Annotated in this window: 15 protein-coding genes and 1 tRNA gene; 5 read left to right on the top strand and 11 right to left on the bottom strand. The window is 64.8% G+C overall.

Annotated elements, in window-relative coordinates:
• Positions 1 to 82: 82 nt before the first annotated feature.
• A complete protein-coding gene (locus tag CFB24_RS02280) occupies positions 83 to 817 on the top strand; it encodes an FkbM family methyltransferase (RefSeq protein WP_088518937.1) in 735 nt (244 codons plus the stop codon).
• A 36-nt stretch (positions 818 to 853) separates the two neighbouring features.
• Here CFB24_RS02280 and CFB24_RS02275 read toward each other — a convergent pair whose 3' ends face one another.
• The 9 genes from CFB24_RS02275 to CFB24_RS02240 form a co-directional block, all read right to left on the bottom strand.
• Positions 854 to 1,309, bottom strand: coding sequence for a peptidylprolyl isomerase (locus CFB24_RS02275; protein WP_088518936.1), 456 nt, complete (start codon positions 1,307 to 1,309; stop codon positions 854 to 856).
• 28 nt (positions 1,310 to 1,337) lie between these two features.
• Positions 1,338 to 1,895 carry a peptidylprolyl isomerase gene (locus tag CFB24_RS02270; RefSeq protein ID WP_088518935.1) on the bottom strand — a complete coding sequence of 186 codons (558 nt, stop codon included), beginning with the start codon at positions 1,893 to 1,895 and terminating at the stop codon, positions 1,338 to 1,340.
• Positions 1,892 to 2,410 (bottom strand): pantetheine-phosphate adenylyltransferase, encoded by a 519-nt coding sequence (gene coaD, locus CFB24_RS02265; RefSeq protein ID WP_088518934.1) that lies wholly within the window; start codon positions 2,408 to 2,410, stop codon positions 1,892 to 1,894. The genes CFB24_RS02270 and coaD overlap by 4 nt, the downstream gene beginning before the upstream one ends.
• A gap of 72 nt (positions 2,411 to 2,482) precedes the next feature.
• Complete coding sequence (locus CFB24_RS22395; protein ID WP_141098318.1) at positions 2,483 to 2,926, bottom strand: hypothetical protein; 444 nt, start codon at positions 2,924 to 2,926, stop codon at positions 2,483 to 2,485.
• Positions 2,899 to 2,988: transfer RNA gene (locus tag CFB24_RS02260), tRNA-Ser, on the bottom strand. The genes CFB24_RS22395 and CFB24_RS02260 overlap by 28 nt, the downstream gene beginning before the upstream one ends.
• Positions 2,989 to 3,087: 99 nt before the next feature.
• The gene (locus CFB24_RS02255; RefSeq protein ID WP_088518933.1) at positions 3,088 to 6,390 is read right to left on the bottom strand and encodes an efflux RND transporter permease subunit; all 3,303 of its coding nucleotides are present in this window, start codon (positions 6,388 to 6,390) and stop codon (positions 3,088 to 3,090) included.
• A 13-nt stretch (positions 6,391 to 6,403) separates the two neighbouring features.
• Positions 6,404 to 9,520, bottom strand: a complete 3,117-nt coding sequence (locus CFB24_RS02250) for a multidrug efflux RND transporter permease subunit (protein ID WP_088518932.1) — start codon at positions 9,518 to 9,520, stop codon at positions 6,404 to 6,406.
• Between the two features lie 9 nt (positions 9,521 to 9,529).
• Positions 9,530 to 10,915, bottom strand: coding sequence for an efflux RND transporter periplasmic adaptor subunit (locus CFB24_RS02245; RefSeq protein ID WP_088518931.1), 1,386 nt, complete (start codon positions 10,913 to 10,915; stop codon positions 9,530 to 9,532).
• Positions 10,916 to 10,959: 44 nt separating this feature from the next.
• Positions 10,960 to 12,489, bottom strand: a complete 1,530-nt coding sequence (locus CFB24_RS02240) for an efflux transporter outer membrane subunit (protein ID WP_244593325.1) — start codon at positions 12,487 to 12,489, stop codon at positions 10,960 to 10,962.
• A gap of 275 nt (positions 12,490 to 12,764) precedes the next feature.
• On the opposite strand from CFB24_RS02240, the gene CFB24_RS02235 reads away from it, so the two are divergent.
• Positions 12,765 to 13,640, top strand: coding sequence for a lysophospholipid acyltransferase family protein (locus CFB24_RS02235; protein WP_088518930.1), 876 nt, complete (start codon positions 12,765 to 12,767; stop codon positions 13,638 to 13,640).
• A gap of 10 nt (positions 13,641 to 13,650) precedes the next feature.
• Here the strand turns inward: CFB24_RS02235 and CFB24_RS02230 are convergent, their stop codons facing one another.
• Complete coding sequence (locus tag CFB24_RS02230; RefSeq protein ID WP_158255332.1) at positions 13,651 to 14,385, bottom strand: glycosyltransferase family 25 protein; 735 nt, start codon at positions 14,383 to 14,385, stop codon at positions 13,651 to 13,653.
• 283 nt (positions 14,386 to 14,668) lie between these two features.
• Between CFB24_RS02230 and CFB24_RS02225 the strand changes: the two genes are divergently transcribed.
• From CFB24_RS02225 to CFB24_RS02215, 3 genes are read left to right on the top strand one after another with little or no spacing between them, the layout of a single operon-like run.
• Positions 14,669 to 15,463 carry a glycosyltransferase family 25 protein gene (locus CFB24_RS02225; RefSeq protein WP_158255333.1) on the top strand — a complete coding sequence of 265 codons (795 nt, stop codon included), beginning with the start codon at positions 14,669 to 14,671 and terminating at the stop codon, positions 15,461 to 15,463.
• Positions 15,463 to 16,368 carry a DUF707 domain-containing protein gene (locus CFB24_RS02220; protein WP_088518927.1) on the top strand — a complete coding sequence of 302 codons (906 nt, stop codon included), beginning with the start codon at positions 15,463 to 15,465 and terminating at the stop codon, positions 16,366 to 16,368. The genes CFB24_RS02225 and CFB24_RS02220 overlap by 1 nt, the downstream gene beginning before the upstream one ends.
• 2 nt (positions 16,369 to 16,370) lie before the next feature.
• The gene (locus CFB24_RS02215) at positions 16,371 to 17,159 is read left to right on the top strand and encodes a glycosyltransferase family 2 protein (RefSeq protein WP_088518926.1); all 789 of its coding nucleotides are present in this window, start codon (positions 16,371 to 16,373) and stop codon (positions 17,157 to 17,159) included.
• 183 nt (positions 17,160 to 17,342) lie between these two features.
• Here CFB24_RS02215 and rpoC read toward each other — a convergent pair whose 3' ends face one another.
• Positions 17,343 to 21,524, bottom strand: a complete 4,182-nt coding sequence (gene rpoC, locus CFB24_RS02210; protein WP_088518925.1) for a DNA-directed RNA polymerase subunit beta' — start codon at positions 21,522 to 21,524, stop codon at positions 17,343 to 17,345.
• Positions 21,525 to 21,567: the final 43 nt, after the last annotated feature.

The raw sequence follows: 21,567 nt of genomic DNA, 5'->3' as shown, positions 1-21,567 counted from the left end.
TGACCCGTATCTTGGTCGGCGCGTCGTCCCCTCGCAAAACCCGCCGACGGGGGCGGAGCGCCGGCGCGTTCGGGACTGACCAATGGCCGAAACCTCTAACGAACTTGACAATATCCGCAAGCTGATCGCCGCGCGCGTCGTTCACGACGCCGATTTCAACATTTTCCGTCACGCCAAATTCACGGCGCCGCCGGTTGTGCTCGATATCGGGGCCAATCGCGGCCAGTCGATCGTCTCATTCAACGTGACTCTAGACCAACCGATCATCCACGCCTTCGAGGTGAATCCGGCGCTGCATCCGGTGCTGGACTATGTCGCGTCGCAATTTCCCTCGACCACCATCCACAAATACGGTCTCGCCGAATATGACGGCGACGTCGTGTTCAAGATTCCGGTGGTGAATGGCGAGCTGCTGTCCGAGGGCGGCTCGGTCGAATCCATTTCGACGGACATGCCGTGGATGGTCGAGCGGTTTCGCCAGTCCGACCCGCAGTTCCACTATGAAAAACACATCGGCCAAGTGCGTCGCGCCGATCATCTGGGACTGCCGCACGCCGACATCGTCAAGCTCGACGTCGAGGGGGCGGAAATGTCCGTCCTGCGCGGCATCACCAGCGTGATCGCCGCCACCAAGCCGGTGTTCCTGGTCGAAAACAGCGACTGGGTGCGCGTCACCGAATTCCTGAAGGTTTACAGCTACATTCCCTATCGCGTCGAGGCCGAGAACGACAGGATCGTTCCGTTCCACGGCCCGGCCGTCAACACGCTCTACATGGCGCGCGGTTTCGAGCGCGGCCTGACGCCGGTCGAACGATAAAGAAAAGGCGGGGGAAAAATCCCCCGCCGTTCCGCCTCAAGAAATCTTGGCGGAAATGATCTTGTCGGGATCCTTCACCGGTTCGCCGCGCTTGATCTTGTCGACATTCTCCATGCCCTCGATCACTTCGCCCCAGACGGTGTACTGACGGTCCAGGAAACCAGCCTTGTCGAAGCAGATGAAGAACTGCGAATTGGCGGAATCGGGGTTCTGCGCCCGCGCCATCGAGGCGGTGCCGCGCACATGCGGCGCCGCGTTGAACTCCTGCTTCAGATTCGGATATTTCGATCCGCCCGTTCCCGTGCCGTGCGGGCAGCCGGTCTGGGCCATGAAGCCGTCGATCACGCGGTGAAAGACGATGCCGTCATAAAAACCTTCGTTCACCAGCTTCTTGATATGGGCGACGTGGTTGGGCGCCAGATCGGGGCGCATGCGGATCACCACCGCGCCCTTCGTGGTCTCCAGCGTCATCAGATTGCCTTCGTCGGACATATGCTTTCCTTTTCTGCCCTGGGGAGCCTCACTTAACGTCGGCCGCGACCTTCATGCTGACGATCTTGTCGGGATTGGCCGGCGGTTCACCGCGCTTGATCTTGTCCACGAATTCCATGCCGGAGATCACCTCGCCCCACACGGTATATTGCCCGTTGAGGAACGGCGCCGCCGCGAAGCAGATGAAGAATTGCGAATTTGCGGAATTGGGCGACATCGACCGGGCCATGCCCAAAGTCCCGCGCTTGAACGGCTCCTGCGAGAATTCGGCGGGAATGTTCGGCAAGTCGGAATGGCCCGTTCCGGTTCCGGTGGGATCGCCGGTTTGCGCCATAAACCCTTCGATGACGCGATGGAACACGATCCCGTCGTAAAAACCGCGCCGGGTCAATGTCTTGATCTGTTCGACATGCTTGGGCGCGAGATCGGGACGCAGCCGGATCACGATGCGGCCATCCTTGAGTTGCAGGTAGAGCAGGTTTTCCGGATCGTCCGCCGCGCGGGCCGGGCCGAGGGCGGCGAGGCCGCCGGCCAGCAGCGCGAGCCCGCCCGCAAAGCGGCGGCGGTCGAGAGGCAAATGAGTCATTGCGCTTCCTTTCGAGCGAATGCGCCGGCCTTGCGGCGCAGGGCAGCCACCACGGGCGGCGGCGCGAAGGCGGAAACATCCCCGCCCATCAGCGCCACCTGCCGCACCAGGGTGGCGGTGATGTGACGCACGTTCAATCCGGCGGGGAGAAACACGGTCTGGACCTCGGGCGCCATCACGCCGTTCATGCCGGCCATCGACATTTCATAGTCGAGGTCGGTCCCGTCGCGCAGGCCGCGAATGAACATGGCGGCGCCGTGTTCGCGCGCCGCCTCCACGGCGAGGCCGGCGAAGGTCGAGACCACGAGCTCGCAGTTTTTCGCCCGCGCGTCCTCGGCGCAAACCTCCTGCAACAGGCGGGCGCGTTCGTCGGCGGTGAAGAGCGGGGTTTTTCCGGGATGGATTCCAATGGCCACGACGAGCCGGTCGCACAGGCCCATGGCCGCCCGGATGACGTCGATATGTCCGTTGGTGACGGGGTCGAACGACCCCGTATAGAGGGCGACGCGGATCATGGCGCATGGTTAGCGGAGGCGGAGCGTCGGCGCAATGCCGGCGCGCGAGTTTCGCGCGCCGTTCACCATTTGTCAGTCGTTTCTTTCATCGCGCCGGCCATAAACGGCCCCGATCACCAAGCCGGAATAAAGGCTCGGCGCGCCATCGTCGCCAAGAAAAGCGGCGATGATCCTCCTCAATACGTTCATTTCAACCCTCCCGAATTCAAATGAACCAAGAAAGATTAAGTTACGTTTTTTGGAAAAACAATCAGCGTCATCCGCAAAGACCCGGATAAGCTTGAGCTGTGGCGGAAACACATCAGATGTTGCGTGACGTACGTCAGTTTGACGATCGAGCGAGCGCCGTGTTTTGGGGGAGTTGTCTCCGCCCGATCGTTGGCTGCGCGAGAGAACACGCATCCCAGCCGAATCCGCCCGAACGCAGGGAGGCTTGTTTTGGCGAGACAGGTAAAAACAAAATAAGTATTTGATAACAAAATAGTATTTGGCGGAAGGGGTGGGATTCGAACCCACGGTAGGCTTGCACCTACGGCGGTTTTCAAGACCGCTGCCTTAAACCACTCGGCCACCCTTCCATGCCGCGCGCGCAAACGCTGCGGACCCTCGCCTATAAAGGTCCAACGCGCCGCCGCGCAAGGGCCTTGATGGGAAAACTTCGGCGTCGCCGCCGGGGATTACGCGGTCTCCGGGCGGGGGACGCGGCGGCGGCCCCAGTTGGCGCGCTTGCGCTCCACCCACAGGCCGAAACGGTCGAGATACAGGTAAATCACCGGCGTGGTGTAAAGCGTCAGCAATTGCGACACCAGCAGCCCGCCCACGATCGACACGCCGAGCGGCTGGCGCACCTCGCCGCCCTCGCCAAAGCCGATCGCCAGCGGCACGGCTCCGAGCACGGCGGCGAATGTGGTCATCATGATCGGGCGGAAGCGCATCAGACAGGCCTGATGGATGGCCTCGAACGGCGACAGGCCCCGCTCGCGCCGCGCCTCGATGGCGAAATCCACCATCATGATCGCGTTCTTCTTCACGATGCCGATCAGCAGCACGACCGCGATGGCCGAAATGACCGTGAACTTGATGCCGAACGCCATCTGGCCGAGCAGGGCGCCGAGGCCGGCCGACGGCAGGGTCGAGAGAATGGTGATCGGGTGAATCGCGCTCTCGTAGAGCACGCCGAGCACGATATAAATCGACAGGATCGCGATCAGCAGCAGCAGCGGCATGTTGGCGAAGCTTTCCGCGAACATGGCGTTGCCGCCGTTGGTCACCTCGTGCACCGCCGAGGGCAGGCCGATTTCCGCCGAGGCCGCGCGGATTTCCGCCGACGCGCCGGATTCGCTGTCGCCGACGTCGAGATTGTAGCTGATCGTCGTGGTGACGAAGCCGCCTTGGTGGTTGACTGAAAGCGGCGTGTTGCCGCGCTCGTAATGGGCGATGGCCGAGAGCGGGATCATCGTCTCCTTGGCGGTGGAGACGGCGGCGCCGGACGAGGCCGAACTGCGGCCCGAGGCGGCGAGGGCGTTGGTGGCCGCGTTGCGGGCGGAATCGAGGCTCGCCGACCCGGCCGTCGTGGTCGCGCTCCCCGATTTGGTCACCGCTCCCGAAGGCAGGTTCGTGGTCTTCGAACCATTGGCGCCGCCGCCGGAGGTCGAAATATAGATTTCGTCCAGCATCGACGGCCGCTGCGTATAGCGCGGGTCGATCTCCATCACGACGTGATATTGATTGATGGCGGCGAAGATCACCGACACCTGACGCTGGCCGAAGGCGTCATAAAGCGTGTTGTCGATCATGGCCGGGGTGATGCCGAACCGGGACGCGGCGTCGCGGTCGATCACCAAATCGGTTTGCAGCGCCTGGGTCTGCTGGTCGGAGGTGACGTCTTTCAGCCGGCCGCGTTTCTGCAATTGGTCGATCAGCTTGCGCGACCATTGCTGCAGCAGGGCGGTGTCGTCGGAGCCGAGCGTGTACTGGAATTGCGAGGAGGAGCTGCGCGGACCGCGCGAAAGATCCTGCGCCGGGAAGAAGAACAGTCGCCCGCCCGGCACGTGGCTGAGCTTGGGCCGCAGACGTGCGATCACCTGTTCGGCGGTGGCGTGGCGCACGCCGAGCGGCTTGAGCGCCGCGAACACCGTCGCCGTATTGGTCGAGCCGAAACCGCCGCCGCTGCCGGCGCCGGTGAAGCCGACCACGGTCTCGATATCCGGGTCCTCCTTCACGACGCGGATCAATTCCTCCAGCTTCTTGCTCATCGCGCCGAAGGACGTGCTCTGGTCCGCCTCCAGCTTGCCGATCAGGCGGCCGGTGTCCTGCTGCGGAAACAGGTCCTTATCGATATGGGCGAACAGCTGGAAATTGGCGACGATCACCGCTGCCAGACTGAGCAGGATCAGCACGGGATGGCGCAGGGCCACCACCAGCGTGCGCCCATAAACCGCCTGCGTGCGGTCGAAGGCGCTCTGCAGCGCGCGCGCGAAGGCGCCCTCGCCGCTGCGGTCGCGCCGGCGCAGCAGCAGCGCGCACAGCATCGGCGTGGTGGTCAGCGAAATCAGCAGCGAGATCGAAATGGCCACGGTCAGCGTCGCCGAGAATTCGCGGAAGAACGCGCCGATGATGCCGGGCATGAACAGAATCGGCGCGAACACAGCGATCAGCGACGCGGTGATGGAGAGCACGGTGAAGCCGACTTCCCGCGCGCCGATCAGCGCCGCCTGGCGCGGCGGCATGCCCTCGTCGAGATGGCGCTCGATGTTTTCCAGCACCACAATGGCGTCGTCGACGACGAAGCCGGTGGCGATGGTCAGCGCCATCAGCGACAGCAGGTTCAAACTGTAGCCGAGCAGATACATGACGCCGAACGTGCCGATGATCGACACGGGCACGGCGATGCTGGGGATCACCGTGGCGCGCCCGTTCTGCAGGAACAGGAAGACGACGAAGGTCACCAGCAGCACGGAAATCACCAGGGAGATTTCCGTGTCGCGCAGCGAGGCGCGAATGGTGATGGAGCGGTCCATCGCCGCGCGGAACACCACGTCGCCGGACAGCGCGGCTTCCAGGCGCGGCAGCTCGGCCTTGACCGCATCGACGGTGGAAATGATGTTGGCGCCCGGCTCTGCCGTGAGAATGGCGAGAATTGACGGCTCGCCATTGGCGAAGCCGGCGTTGCGCAGATCCTCGACCGAATCCTCCACCGTCGCCACATCGGACAGCCGGATGGCGGAGCCATTGCGGTAGGCGATCACCAGCGGGCGGTAGTCCTCGGCGTGCGAGGCCTGATCGTTGGTGTAAATCTGATAGGCGCGCTCGCCCTGTTCGATCACCCCCTTGGGCGCGTTGGCGTTGGCCGAGGCCAGCGCCGCGCGCACGTCCTCCAGCCCGACGCCATATTTGAACAGGGCCTGCGGGTTCAGCTCGACGCGCACGGCGGGCAGGGTGGAGCCGCCGATCAGCACCTGCCCAATGCCCGGAATTTGCGAAATGCGCTGCTGCAGCACATTCGAGGCCATGTCGTAGAGCTGGCCGCGCGTCAGCGTTTTCGACGTGAGGCTGAGAATCAGGATCGGCGCGTCGGCGGGATTGAATTTGCGATAGGTGGGGTTGGAGCGCAGGCTGGTCGGCAGGTCGGCGCGCGCCGCGTTGATGGCGGCCTGCACGTCGCGCGAGGCGCCGTCGGGGTCGCGGCTGATCTTGAACTGCAGCGTGACGCGGGTCTGCCCCAGGCTTGACTGCGAGACGATGTCGGTGACGTCGGCGATCTGGCCGAGGTGGCGCTCCAGCGGCGAGGCCACGCTGTTGGCCACCGTATCCGGGCTGGCGCCGGGCAGGGACGCGTTGACGGTGATGGTGGGGATGTTGAACTGCGGCAGCGGCGCCACCGGCAGCAGGTAAAAGGCGATCATCCCCGCCAACGCAATGCCGAAGGTGAGCAGGATGGTCGCGACGGGGCGGCGGATGAACGGGGCGGAGATGTTCATGGACCCGCGGCCCTCACGCCGTCGGCTCCGGCACGGCGTCTTCCGCATCGCGCGGCCCGCCGAGCCGGCGCGCCAGCCGGTCGAAATAAAGGTAGATCACCGGCGTGGTGAACAGGGTCAGCACCTGGCTCACCACCAGGCCGCCGACGATGGCGTAGCCAAGCGGCTGGCGCAATTCGTGGCCGACGCCGGTTCCCAGCATCAGCGGCAGCGCGCCAAGAATCGCGGCCAGCGTGGTCATCAGGATCGGGCGGAAGCGCAGCAAACACGCCTGCCGGATCGCCTGAATCGGCGGCAGGCCTTCCTCGCGTTCGGCCTCAAGCGCGAAGTCGATCATCATGATCGCGTTCTTTTTCACGATGCCGATCAGCAGGATGATGCCGATCACCGCGATAATGTCGAGATCGTAGCCGAACAGCAGCAGGATCCCAAGCGCGCCGACGCTCGCCGTGGGCAGGGTCGACAGGATCGTCACCGGATGCACGAAGCTCTCATAGAGCACGCCAAGAACGATATACATGGTGGCGATCGCCGCCGCGATCAACAGCAACTGGTTGGTCAGGTTCGATTTGAAGGCGCTGGCCGCGCCCTGCCACGCCACCAGGAAGGAGTCGGGCAGTTCGATCTCCTTGGCCGCGCGATCGACCGCCGCCACGGCCTCGCCGAGCGAGACGCCCTTGGCGAGGTTGAAGGAGATGGTGGTGGCGGGGAACTGCGCCAAATGCGTCACCACCAGCGGCCCGTTGCGCTTTTTCAGCGTCACCAGCGCGGACAGCGGCGTCTGCCGGTTGGTCGATGAGGCGTTGGACGGCAGATAGACCTTGTCGAGCCCCTGCAGCGAGCCGCGCACGGACTCGTCGCCTTCGAGAATCACCCGATATTGGTTGGACTGGCTGTAAACGGTCGAAACGATGCGCTGGCCGAACAGGTCATAAAGCGCATTGTCGATGCTGGCTGTGGTGACGCCGAAGCGCGCGGCGGTGTCGCGGTCGATCACCAGATCGAGCGCCGCGCCGCCCTGTTGCAGATCGTTGGCGACATCGGCCAGTTCTGGCGCCTGCCGCAGCCGCTCGGTGAGCTTGGGCGCCCATTCGGTGAACAGCTTGGAATTGGCGTTCTCGAGCACGAATTTGTACTGCGCGCGGGTGACGCTGGCGTCGATGGTCAAATCCTGCGCCGGCTGCATGTAAAGCCGGGCGTCCGGCAGGTCGGCGACGGCCTTGGTCAGCCGGCGAATGATCTCCGCGATCGTATCGCTGCGCTCCGCCTGCGGTTTGAGATTGATCAGGAACCGGCCGGAATTGAGCGTGAGATTGTCGCTGTCGACGCCCACGAACGAGGACAGCGACACGACGTCCTTGTCCTTGAGGACGATCTCGGCCAATTGGCCCTGCAGCCGGACCATTTCGGGGAAGGAGACGTCCTGCGGCCCCTCCGACATGGCCTGGATCACGCCGGTGTCCTGCGCCGGGAAGAAGCCCTTGGGAATGGCGATATAGAGAATCGCCGTGACGCCCAGCGTGGCGATCGCCACCATCAGCGTGACGAACTGGTGGCGCAGCACCACGTCCAGCAACCGCGCGTAGCCGGCGATCATCTTGTCGATGACCCTTTCGGCCGCAAGGTCGAAGCGGCTGCGCTCGGCGTCGGGCTTGTGCCGGATCAGCCGGGCGCACAGCATCGGCACCAGCGTCAGCGACACGATGGCGGAGATCACGATGGTGACCGTCAGCGTGAGCGCGAATTCGTGGAACAGCCGGCCCACCACCTCCTGCATGAACAGCAGCGGGATCAGCACGGCGATCAGCGAAACCGTCAGCGAAATGATGGTGAAGCCGATCTGCGCCGACCCCTTCAGCGCCGCTTCGGTCGGATTGTCGCCTTTTTCCACGTAGCGGGCGATGTTCTCGATCATCACGATGGCGTCGTCGACCACGAAGCCGGTCGAGATAGTCAGCGCCATCAGCGACAGATTGTCGAGGCTGAAGCCCAGCAGATACATGATCCCGAACGTGCCGATCAGCGACAGCGGCACCGACAGCGACGGAATCAGCGTCGCCGGCAGCGTGCGCAGGAACAGGAAGATGACGGCGACCACCAGCGCCACCGACAGCGCCAGTTCGAACTCCACATCCGTCACCGAAGCGCGAATGGTGGCGGTGCGGTCGGTGAGCACGGCCACGTCCATGCCCGCCGGCAGGTCGGCCAGCAGTTTCGGCAGCAATTGCCGCACCGAATCGACGGTGGCGATGACATTGGCGCCGGGCTGGCGCTGGACGTTAAGCAGGATGGCCGGCGTCCGGTCCGCCCAGGCCGCCAGCCGGGTGTTTTCCGGCGCGTTGACCACGGTGGCGATGTCCTTGACGCGCACCGGGCCGCCATTGCGATAGGCCACCACCACTTCGGCATATTGCGCGGCGTCGGAGATCTGGTCGTTGGCCATGATCGTCGAGCTTTGCGTCGGCCCGTCGAAACTGCCCTTGGGCGTGTTGACGTTGGCGTTGGCGAGTATGGTCCTGATGTCGTCGACGGCGATCCCGTAGGACGCCAGCGCCGCCGGATTGAGTTTGACCCGCACGGCGGGGCGCTGTCCCCCGGCGATGCTGACGAGCCCGACGCCGGACTGCTGCGAAATCTTCTGCGCCAGCCGCGTCTCGCTGATGTCGCGCAACTGGGTCAGCGGCAGGTTTTTCGAGGTGACCGCCAGCGTCAGCACCGGCGCGTCGGCCGGGTTGACTTTGGCGTAGATCGGCGGCGCCGGCAGGTCGGACGGCAGCAGGCTGTTGGCCGCGTTGATGGCCGCCTGCACCTCCTGCTCGGCCACGTCCAGCGAAAGGGAAAGCCCGAATTGCAGGGTGATGATCGAGGCGCCGGCCGAACTGGCCGAGGTCATTTCGGCGAGGCCGGGCATCTGGCCCAATTGCCGCTCCAGCGGCGCCGTCACCGCCGAGGTCATCACCTCCGGGCTGGCGCCGGGATAAAAGGTCTGGACCTGGATGGTCGGATAATCGACCGCGGGCAGGGTGGACAGCGGCAGGAAGCGAAAGGCCGAGAGGCCCGCCAGAATGATGGCGATCATCAGCAGCGTGGTCGCCACCGGCCGCCGGATGAAGGGCTCGGAGACGTTCATCCGCTTCCCTTACTGGCTTTTGGCGGGCGGCGTCGCGGCGCCGTCCTGCACTTTGCGCTCGCGTTTGCCATGGGGCGCGCCGGTCGGCGCGCCGGGCGCCGCGTTTGGCGCCGCATCCGGGGCCGGCGCGCCATCGCCCGAGACCACGCGCACCTGCCCGCCCTCGCGCAGGCGGTCGGCGCCGTCCACCACGATGCGGTCGCCCTCGTTGAGGCCGCTCAGGATTTGCGCCATGTCGCCGTCCATCTGCCCCAGCTTGACGACGTGGACCGATACGGTCCCCTCCGGTGACACCACCCAGGCGTAATCGCCGGGAGCGCCGTGCTGGATGCCGGAAATCGGCGCCGTGAGCGCCTGGGGAATCGTGCTGGCGAGCAGCCGGACGTTGACGAACTGATTGGCGAACAGGCCTTCGTCGGCATTGTCGAAAATGCCGCGCAGCTTGACCATGCCGGTGGTGGCGTCGACCTGATTGTCGATGGCGCGGGTCTCGCCTTTCGCCAGCAGTTTGGTGTTGGAGCGATCGTAAACCTCGGTCGAGAGCGCCTGTCCCGCCCGCAATTGCGGCGCGACCCGCCGCAGCGAATCCTCGGGAATCGAATAGAGCACCGACATCGGCTGCATCTGCGTCACCACTACGAGGCCGGTGCTCGACGAGGTCGAGCCGCCCGCCGTGACATAATTGCCGGGGTCGATCTGGCGCAGGCCGACGCGGCCCTCCACCGGCGACACGATGCGGCAATAGGCGATGTTCAGCGCCTGGGCGTCGATCAGCGCCTGGTCGGCCGCCACCGTGCCCTCATATTGCTTCACGACGAATTTCTGATTCTCGGCGGTCTGGCTGGCGATGGAATTCTGCTTGAGCAAGCGTTGATAGCGCTCCTCGTCGCTGCGCGCCTGGGCGAGCAGGCCCTGATCATGGGCGAGCTGACCCTCGTATTGCGCTTTTTGCGCGCGATAGGGCCGGTCGTCGATCTGGGCGAGGAAGTCGCCCTTCTTCACCTTCTGGCCCTCGACGAACCCCACATCCTGCAGCACGCCGGAAATCTGGCTGACTACGGTGACGGTGGCGAGCGGCGTCGCCGTGCCGAGCGCGTTGAGCGTGACATGGACGTCGCGCCGGCCGACCGCCGCGACGCCGACGGCCGGCGCGACGCCGCGCTCGGCTTTCTGCGAGGTCGCGCCGGGCGCGGGGGCGGGCGGGTTGGCGTGGGATCCCAGCCAGGCGCGCAGGCCGAAGACCAGCGCCGCCAGCAGCGCCAGCCCGACCAGAATCACGCGAAGCCGGCCGCCCTTGCGGACGACGGGCGGCGCCTTCGCGGGCGCGCCGACGCGGGCGTCCGGTTGAGCCTTGCGCTCGGCCGCGAGCTTTTCGTCGAAACCTTCGGTCGTCATATGGTCAATCCCGTTTCGCCAGCCGCATCACCGGGCCGGGCGCGCTATTGCGGCGGAACCGGAAGCGATCGGGCGACCGCCTCGGTGAGCGGCGGCGGCTGCTCCGCGAGAAGCTCGGAGGCGTCGAACCCGCCGCCGAGATATTGAATGAGATACACGGTGGCGTTGAACAAAGCTTGCCGCGTGCTCAACACCGCTTCCTCGTCGGCGAGCAGGGTCGCCTGCGCCACCACCACCGTGGTGAAGGCCACGGTGCCGGCGCGGTATTGATTCAGATAGACTTTGACCGCCTCGGCGGCGCGGTCGCGCGCCTGTTCCTGAATCTTCAGCTCGCGCGCCAGCAGGCGCAGCGCGGAGAGCTGATCCTCGACCTCCTGGAAGGCGGTCAGCACGGTCTGGCGGTAATTGGCCACCGCCTGCCGGTACGCCGCCTGGGCGGCGTCGGTCTGGGCCGCGCGCAACCCGCCGTCGAACAGCGGATCGGTCGCTTGGCCGCCGATCGACCAGATCAGATGGGCGGCGGTGAGCGGGAAGACGTTGGCGCCCTGGAAGCCGCCGGAGGCGCTGAAGGTGATTTGCGGATAATAAGCTGCGATGGCCACGCCTACCAACGCATTCTGCGCCTGCATGGTTCGCTCGGCGCTGGCGACGTCCGGGCGGCGTTCGAGCAGGGTGGAGGGCAGGGCGGCCGGAGCCGCAGGCGGCGTATGCGGCAGCGCGCCGGCCTTGATGGTGAGATCGGCGGGCGGGCGGCCGATCAGCGCGGCGATCGCGTGCTCATATTGGGCGCGCGTGATGGCGGCGGCCTCGAATTGCGCCTGCGTGGTCAGCACCTGGGTTTCGGCGGTGATCAGGTCGGCCTGCGACACGGTCCCGCTGTTGTACTGGTTGCGGGTGATGCGCAGCGTTTCCTGATAGGCCGCGATGGTGCGCGACAGCAGCGCGCGCAGCATGTCCTGGGTGCGCAGGTTGAAATAGGCGATGGCGAGCTGCGCCTGGGCCGAGAGCTTGGCGTTTTCCAGCAAGGCGAGATCGGCCTGGGCCGTGGCCTCGTTGCTTTCGATCTGGCGGCGCACCTTGCCCCAGACGTCGAGCGTCCAGCTGACGGTCCCCTGCGGATAGGACACGCCGGAGGCCACGGTCCGCCCGACGCCGGTGAGGGCCTTGCCCTCGCCGCTGCGCTGGCCGCTCCAGGTCGCGGACACGCCGGGAAACAGGCTCGCCTGCGATTCGCGCACCAGCGCCTTGGTCTGCTCGTAGGCGGCGAGTTCGGCCGCGACATTCTGGTTGGTGACTTCAACTTGCGAGGCGAGGGCGTCCAGCTGGGAATCGCGGAAAATCGCCCACCAGCGCCCCTTTTCCATGCCGTCGCGCGGTTGGGCCTGTTTCCAGCCCTTCAGTTCCTTGAACTGCGTCGAGATCGGCGCTTCCGGCCGCTGGTAGTCCGGCCCGACCGTGCAGGCCGACAGACCCGTCACAACCGCCAATGCCGCGAGGCTGCGCGCCGCGCGGCGCGCGCTCTTGGCCATTTGGTCGGTTCGGCCGGTCTCGTCGTTTGGCGCGCGCGCGGCCATGCGAATTCCCCTTCCGTCCGTCGGCGCGGACCATGAATGTTCCTAGCCCGAGGCGTGCCCAAAAGCGAATCCGCGCCGGAAGCGCTCGTCACGGCGCGATTCATAACACCTTATTCTAAGTCTCACATGAACGGAAAATTAACAAAAATCCAGTTTGCAACCCGTGGGCGCGGCGGCTTGACGTCGGGCGAGCCGATGGACTAGAGCCGGTTCGCACTCGCCCGGGACGTCTCCTGTCGGCGTTTCCGTCGATCGGACAAGGAGGGCTTGGCGCCATGGCCACAAGAGCGCGTCAGATTCGCTATTTCTTCGAATTTGCCGGCTTTCGCGTGATGGCGTTGTTCTTCGGGGCGCTGCCGGTCGAGCTGGCTTCGCGGCTGGGCGGCGCCATCGTGGCGCTGATGGGGCCGAAATCGAAGAAACGCCATCCCCGGCTGTTGCGCAACCTGAAGTCGGCCATGCCGGAGCTGGACGACGCCGCGGCCGAGCGGCTCGCCATCGAAGTCTGGCGCAATCTCGGCTATGTGCTTGGGGAATTCTTCCATCTCGACGAGATCGCCCGCGATCGGGTCGAGGTCGAGACGCCGGAGTTGCTGCGCGAGGTCGTCGCGGCGGGCAAGGGCGCGGTGCTGTGCGGCGCGCACCAGGCCAATTGGGAGGGCGGCAGCGCCGTGCTCACCACTTTCGGCTTCAAGCCGCTCGGCGTCTATCACCCGATGAGCAATCCGCTGGTCAACGCCGACGTGATGGCGCGGCGCATGAAATATTATCCGGGCGGCCTGATGGCGAAGCGCGACCCGGAAACGCCGGTGGCGATGATCCGCTACGCTCGCCAGAACGGCAGCATCGCCTTTCTGGTCGATCAGCAGGTGCATATGGGCCTGCAGACGCCGTTTTTCGGCCGTCCCGCGCAGACCACGCCGTTTCCCGCCATGGTGGCGCGGCAATGCGGCATTCCGCTGCTGCTGATCACCGGCGAACGGCTGCCGGGCGTGCGGTTCCGGGTGCGCGCCAAGGCGATCGAGGTGCCGCACACCGCCGACCGCAACGCCGACATTTTCGCCGCCACCGCCGCCATGCAGGCGGAGCTGGAGGGCGCGATCCGGCAACATCCGGAACAATGGATGTGGACTCACGACCGCTGGAAGTGAGTCGCCCGCCTCACAGGCGCGGGCGCGACGCGAACGTGTGGTAAAGCCGAACCTGCGCGCGGTAGAGCGGACGCGACAGTTCGCGCCAGAGCTTTTCCTGCTTGGTTTTGCTGGGGCGCTGAATCGTCGAGCCGCCCAGCGCGCCGGAATTCTCGTAAACGCCGGACGGCGTGAATGTGAGCAGTTCCACGCCGGTCACCCAGCTCATCTGCAAAAACGTGTCGATCGGCCGGTCGAAGCGGTCGGTGACGGCGAGCAGGCGGCGCGCGGCGGCGTTGGAGACGAATTGCGCCAGCGCCCGCAGCGGCGGCGCGCTCGGATGATGCAACGACACGCGTTGATTCGGCGCGGGCCAGGGCCGCTTCATCGCCGGCGCCAGCACATAGTCCCATTGCGCGCGGGAGGCCTTGGCGAAGGCGCAAGTGCGCGCGAACAGCATCGGCTCGATTCCGGCGTCGTCCTCGAACACGACGGCATAGTCGAGCCCGTCTTCGACAATGCGCCGCCAAGCCGAGCGATGCGACAGGAACGCGCCGATCTCGGCGCGGTTGAGATCGAAATAAAAGCGCGGCGCATGAAGCTGGCGCGCGTAGACTCTAGCGATCTCGGACTCGTTCAGCGCCGAGCCGTCCACCGCCGGCAGGATCTCGGCCGGCATCGGCAGGCCGGCGCATAACGCCTCCGCCTGCGGCCGCCTCTGGCGCGCCCGTTCGAGATGCAGAATGAACGCCTTGCAGTCCGACAAGAGCACGCCCCTATAATTCCAATGGTTTTAGCCCCGGGGCTCCGTTCTGTCACGGGCATCGACTAAAGCTTGACAATCAACCTTTTCGACACCAAAGCTGGCGTAAAGTCAAACCAGATTACGGGGCCTGTCGAACCGAGAGGCGCTCGGAGTTTACGTTCGCCTTCGTTCGGATGGCGCGCGTTTCCATTCTGGTGTATGAACGGCGTCGCGCCTGAGCTTGTCCACAAAAAAACGAAATCTTGGGCCAGGTTTCACGGCAAACGGCGTTTGGAGTAACGTTTTGGCTTGGCCAGTTTACGTCATTTCGCTGCAACGTGCGACGCAACGCCGCGCGGAATGCTCGCGCGCGCTCTACTCGCTCGGCATGCCCTTCGCGTTTTTCGACGCGATCGACGGGACCTGTCTCGGCGAGGCCGCAGTGACCGCCGCCTATGATTCGCAGCGCAACGCCCGCAACTACAAGCGTCCGCTTTCGCTTCCAGAAATCGGCTGCTACCTTAGCCATCATGCGCTTTGGACGCGCATCGTCGAGCAAAATCTCGAGGGCGCGGTCATTCTGGAAGACGATTTCGAGGCGGACGCGACCTTCCGGCAGGTGCTGGACCAGATCCAGTCTGCGCCCCCGGCGGGCGCGTTGATCAAGCTGTTCTCCCGCAAGCCGGTGATGGGCGTCACGGTGGCGTCGCTCGGCGACGAGCGGCGGCTGGTGGCCCCGAATCGGGTCCCGGGTTTGACCCTCGGCTACGCGCTCGACCGCACCGCGGCGGAAATGCTGCTTGCCAACGCGCTGCCGTTCAGCCGCCCGCTCGACATGGACATCAAGCATTGGTGGGAGTTCGGCCTGCCGGTGCTGGTGGTCGATCCGCCGCCTTTGCGCGTCGGCGCGCTCGGCGCGCGCAGCTGCATCGGCCCGTCGCGGATTGCGGCGGCGGCCCAGGCGAATGCAGGCGCGATGAGCCGGTTCATGGCCAATCTCCGGTACCAGCTCGACTATAATCTGCAATTGTTTCACGCGCGCGCCGACAATCGCCGCGCGGTCCGCCGGCTTCGCGAGCAATTGACGGGCCACGGCTGATGTCGGTGGTTTCAGGCCGCAAGAACCTCGTCGTGGTGCGCGCGGGGAAGAACTCCCTGCATCCGCGCTGGCTCGCCGGCGCCACGCCGCGCAGCTTCGATCTGATCGTCAGCCGCTATGACGCGGCCGCCGCGTTCGACCATGGTCCCGACGTGCGCGTGGTCCTGCGCCCGGGCGGCAAGTGGGACGGACTTCACGCCATCCTGAGCGAACCCGGCCTGCTCGACGGCTACGATTACATCCTGCTGCCCGACGACGACCTCGACATGACCGCCGCCGACATCGAGGCGATCTTCGCGGCCATGCGCCGCCATGACCTCGACGTGGCGCAGCCCGCGTTGAGCTGGGACAGCTATTTCTCGCATTTTTCCGTGCTGGCTTGCCCGGGCTTCGGGCTGCGCTACGTCAATTTCGTCGAGATCATGGCGCCCTGCCTGCGCCGCGACGTGCTCGAGAAAATCCTTCCGGAATTCGCTCATACGATGAGCGGGTTCGGCCTCGATTACGTCTGGTGCCGGCTGTCGGAAGACCCGCGCCGCCGCGCCGCCATTCTCGACAGCATCCCCGTCCGCCACACCCGCCCGATTGGCCGGGTTTTGCGCGGCCATATGGCCAAGCAAGGCGTGGTCGCCGAGGATGAGGAGGCGGTTTTGCGCGCGCGGTTCGGGGTGACAGGGCGTCATCGCCCGCTGTTCTATGCCGCCATCGACGCCAGCGGCCGCCGCATCGAAGGGCGCGGCGCGCTGGCGCTGCGCATGGCGCTGGCCTATGCCAAGGTCTATCGCAAGCTTGGCATGCAGGAACCGCCGCTGCGCAACATCATGACCATCCTGCGGCGGCAGTTGACTCGCCGTCCGCAATTGACTCCTTTGCGCCGGATCGCCGAACCCGCCGCACAAGAGTAGCCATGTCCCGCCTCCCCGTCGCCGCCACCGTGATCTGCAAGAACGAGGAGGCGTGCATCGGCGCCTGTCTCGCCAGCTTGGCCGATTGCGCGCAAATTGTCGTGGTCGATTCCGGTTCGACCGACCGCACCCTGGCCATTGTCGAGGATTTTTCCGCACGCGGCTGGCCGATTGAATTGCACCGGCGCGACTGGCCCGGTTACGCCAAACAGAAACAGTTTGCGCTGGAGCAGGCGCGCGAAGCCTGGATTCTCAGCATCGACGCCGACGAATGGCTCGACGACGTTTTACGCGCAGATCTCCCGCGGCTGCTGGCGGCCCCGGAGGAGGTCGGCGGCTGGCGGTTGCCGCGCGTGCTGACGCTCTATGGCGAGACCGAGCCGCCGCCGCCGTCCGTCAAGCCCGATCACATCCTGCGGTTGGTGCGGCGGGGGCGGGCGCATTTCGACGCGACCGTGCTGGTGCATGAGGGATTGGTGGTCGAGGGCGGCATACGCGACGCCAACACGGGCCTGCTGCGGCATGAGCGCGGGTTGCGGCTCGACGCGCAACTGCCCAAGGAAATCCTCTACGCCCGGCTCAAGGCCGAGCAGCGCATCGCCGCCGGCAAGAAGCCGAGCGTTCTGAAGCTGGTGTTCAACCCGCCGCTGTATTTTTTCCGGATTTTTGTGACCCGCCGGGTGTTTTTGTGCGGCGCTCCCGGCTTCATCCACGCCATGACCGGCGCGATCTATTCCTTCATCGCCGAGGCGTTGCATTTCCAGATGGCGCGAGAGAAGCCGAAGGCATAGTCCCCAGCCGAGCGACCGGATGAGGGGGCTTCCCTCAATTGCAAACGGGTGATCGGCGGCTGACGCCTCCCGATCCGTCCCGACGTTTGGCGCCGGGACTCCTTCTCCCGCAACGGGAGAGCAAGCTCTTCCCATCGTGTCGGAAAAACAAAGGCCGCTTTCGCGGCCTTTGCAAAGTCTCGTTTACTCCGCCGCCGGCAGGGCCGGGGGCTGCGCCGTTCCGGCGGAATCTTCCGCCTTCTGCTGCAGGATGAGATCGTCGCGGGTGTTGGCGATGTTGCGCAGTTTCGCCATGGCCGCGCCCGTGCCCGCCGGGATGAGCCGGCCGACGATGACGTTTTCCTTCAGGCCTTCCAGCGTATCCACCTTGCCGTTGACAGCGGCTTCGGTGAGGACGCGGGTGGTCTCCTGGAACGAGGCCGCCGAGATGAACGACCGGGTCTGCAGCGAGGCCTTGGTGATGCCGAGCAGCACGGGGGTTCCCGTCGCCGGCTTGCCGCCCTCGTCGATGACCTTCTCGTTGATCTCGTCCATCTCGATCTTGTCGACCTGCTCGCCGGGCAGGTAGTCGGTGTCGCCGGGATCGACGATATCGACCTTCTGCAGCATCTGGCGAACAATCACCTCGATGTGCTTGTCATTGATGCTCACGCCCTGCAGACGATAGACTTCCTGGATTTCGTTGACGAGGTAAGCCGCAAGCTCCTCCACGCCCTTGATCGCCAGAATGTCATGCGGCGCGGGGTTGCCGTCGACGATGTAATCGCCCTTTTCGACGATGTCGCCATCCTGCAGATGGATGTGCTTGCCCTTCGGGATCAGATACTCGACGTTATCAGCGCCTTCCTCGTTCGGAATGATCGAGAGACGTTGCTTGTTCTTGTAGTCCTTGCCGAACTGCACGGTTCCCGAGATTTCCGCGATGATCGCGTGATCCTTCGGACGGCGCGCCTCGAACAGTTCCGCGACGCGCGGCAGACCGCCGGTGATGTCGCGGGTTTTCGCCGAGTCCAGCGCGATACGGGCGATGATGTCGCCCGCCTTGACCTCCGCGCCCGGGTCGAAGCTGAGGATCGAGTCGACCGGAAGCAGGTAACGGGCGTCGCCGCCGCGCAACAGCTTCAGGAGCTTGCCGTCCTTGCCCTTGATCACCAGCGCCGGCTTGAGGCTGGACGAACGCACGTTCATGCGCCAATCCATGACCATGCGCTTGGCGATGCCGGTGGCCTCGTCAACCGATTCCGACAAGGACATGCCTTCGACCAGATCCTCGAAGCCGATGACGCCATCGACTTCGGTCATGATCGGACGGGTATAGGCGTCCCATTCGGCGATGCGCTGGCCGCGCTTGATCTTGTCGCCCTCGTCCACCTTCAGGCGCGAACCGTATTGGACGCGATGGGTGGCCTTTTCCGTTCCATCCGGGCCGACCACGACCACGGCGACGTTGCGCGCCATGACCATGAGATCGCCCTCGGAGTTGCGGGCGAGATGCCGGTTGCGGATGCGCACTTCGCCGTCGAAGCTCGATTCAATGAACGAGCTGTCGGCGATCTGCGCCGCGCCGCCGATGTGGAACGTGCGCATGGTGAGCTGCGTGCCCGGCTCGCCGATCGACTGCGCCGCGATGACGCCCACCGCTTCGCCCATGTTGACCGGCGTGCCGCGCGCGAGATCGCGGCCATAGCACTTGGCGCAGACGCCATTGGTGGCCTCGCAGGTCAGCACCGAGCGGATGGTGACTTCCTGAATGCCGGCGGCCGTGATCGGCTCGATGTGCCATTCCTGGATCATCTCGCCGGTCTTGACGATGACGTGGCCTTCCTGATCGACCAGATCCTCCGCCGCGGTGCGGCCGAGAATGCGGATCGACAGCGGCGCCACCACCTGGCCGGCGTCGACGATCGCCCGCATGCGGATGCCGCGCGTCGAGCCGCAATCCACCTTGGTGATGATCGAATCCTGCGCCACGTCCACGAGACGGCGGGTGAGGTAACCGGAGTTCGCGGTCTTCAACGCCGTATCCGCGAGGCCTTTTCGCGCGCCGTGGGTGGAGTTGAAGTATTCGAGAACGGTCAGGCCTTCTTTAAAGTTCGAGATGATCGGGCTTTCGATGATCTCGCCCGACGGCTTGGCCATCAGGCCGCGCATAGCCGCGAGCTGACGCATCTGTTCGCGCGAGCCGCGCGCGCCGGAATGCGCCATCATGTAGATGGAGTTGATCGGCCTGTCGCGGCCGAGCTCGTCCTTCTTCACCGAGGAAATGCCGTTCATCATTTCGTCGGCGAGCTGCGCGGAGCACTTGCCCCAGGCGTCGACGACCTTGTTGTACTTCTCGCCCTGGGTGATCAGGCCGTCGAGGTACTGCTGCTCATATTCCTTGGCGAGGTTGCGGGTTTCCTCGACGATGCGCTTCTTCGCCTCGGGCACGACCATGTCGTCCTTGCCGAAGGAGATGCCGGCCTTGCAGGCCTCGCGGAAGCCGAGCGACATGATCTTGTCGCAGAAAATGACCGTCTCCTTCTGCCCGCAGTTGCGGTAGACGGTGTCGATCATTCCGGAAATTTCCTTCTTGGTCATCAGCTTGTTGGCGACGTCGAAGGAGATCTTGATGTGCCTGGGCAGCAGTTGCGACAGGATCATGCGGCCGGGCGTGGTGTCGAAGATTTTCGACACGCGCTCGCCGTTTTCGTTCCAGGTCCAGCCGCGGCCCCTGACCTTGGAATGCAGCGTGACGCTTTTCGAGAACAGCGCATGCTCGATCTCGGACATTTCGGCGAAGCACATGCCCTGGCCCGGCTCGCCGTCGCGCATCAGCGTGAGGTAGTAGAGGCCCAGCACAATGTCTTGCGACGGCACGATGATCGGCAGGCCGTTGGCCGGGTGCAGGATGTTGTTGGTCGACATCATCAGCACGCGGGCTTCAAGCTGCGCCTCCAGCGACAGCGGCACGTGGACCGCCATCTGGTCGCCGTCGAAGTCGGCGTTGAACGCCGAACAGACGAGAGGATGCAGCTGGATCGCCTTGCCCTCGATCAGCGTCGGCTCGAACGCCTGGATGCCCAGGCGGTGCAGCGTCGGCGCGCGGTTGAGCATGACCGGATGTTCGCGGATCACCTCGTCGAGGATGTCCCAAACCTCGGGCTTTTCCTTTTCAACCAGCTTCTTCGCCTGCTTGACGGTGGCCGACAGGCCCTTGGCGTCGAGACGCGAATAGATGAAGGGCTTGAACAGCTCCAAGGCCATCTTTTTGGGCAGGCCGCACTGATGCAGCTTGAGTTCAGGGCCCACCACGATCACGGAGCGGCCGGAATAGTCGACGCGCTTGCCGAGCAGGTTCTGACGGAAGCGGCCCTGCTTGCCCTTGAGCATGTCGGCGAGCGACTTCAGCGGACGCTTGTTGGCGCCGGTGATGACGCGGCCGCGGCGGCCGTTGTCGAACAGCGCGTCCACCGCTTCCTGCAGCATGCGCTTTTCGTTGCGGATGATGATGTCGGGCGCGCGCAGTTCGATCAGCCGCTTCAGACGGTTGTTGCGGTTGATGACGCGGCGGTACAGGTCATTGAGGTCGGACGTCGCGAAACGGCCGCCATCGAGCGGAACCAGCGGGCGCAGGTCCGGCGGAATGACGGGCACTTCGGTCAGAATCATCCATTCCGGCTTGTTGCCGGAATTGATGAAGGCCTCGATGATCTTCAGCCGCTTGGCCAGCTTCTTCGGCTTCAGCTCGGTGGTGGCCTCGGCGATCTCCACCTTCAACTGGGCGGCGATCTGCTCCAGATCCATATTGCGCAGGATCTCGCGGATCGCTTCCGCGCCGATCATGGCGGTGAACGAATCCTGGCCGAACTCGTCCTGGGCGATGAGGTATTCCTCTTCGCTCAGCAACTGACGGTTCTTCAGCGAGGTCAGGCCGTTGTCGATGACGATGTAGGACTCGAAGTACAGGATGCGCTCGAGATCCTTGAGCGTCATGTCGAGCAGCAGGCCGATGCGCGACGGCAGCGACTTCAGGAACCAGATATGCGCGACCGGGGCCGCGAGAGAGATATGGCCCATGCGGTCGCGGCGGACGCGCGACAGCGTGACTTCAACGCCGCACTTTTCGCAGATGACGCCCTTGTATTTCATGCGCTTGTACTTGCCGCACAAGCATTCGTAATCCTTGATCGGGCCGAAGATGCGGGCGCAGAACAGGCCGTCGCGCTCCGGCTTGAAGGTGCGGTAGTTGATCGTTTCCGGCTTCTTGATCTCGCCGAACGACCAGGACAGGATTTTTTCCGGGCTGGCGATCGAAATCTGGATCTGGTCGAAAGCCTGCGGCTGAACGACCGGGTTGAAGAGATTCATGACCTCTTGGTTCATGCTGTTCTCCTGCGATCCCCTTGGGGATGCTCGCTTTAATTTC

The organism is Rhodoblastus acidophilus (genome assembly GCF_900187365.1).
Classification (GTDB): Bacteria; Pseudomonadota; Alphaproteobacteria; order Rhizobiales; family Beijerinckiaceae; genus Rhodoblastus; species Rhodoblastus acidophilus.
The sequence above is the reverse complement of the archived record's forward strand: the minus strand, read 5'-3'. Positions and strand labels throughout refer to the sequence as shown.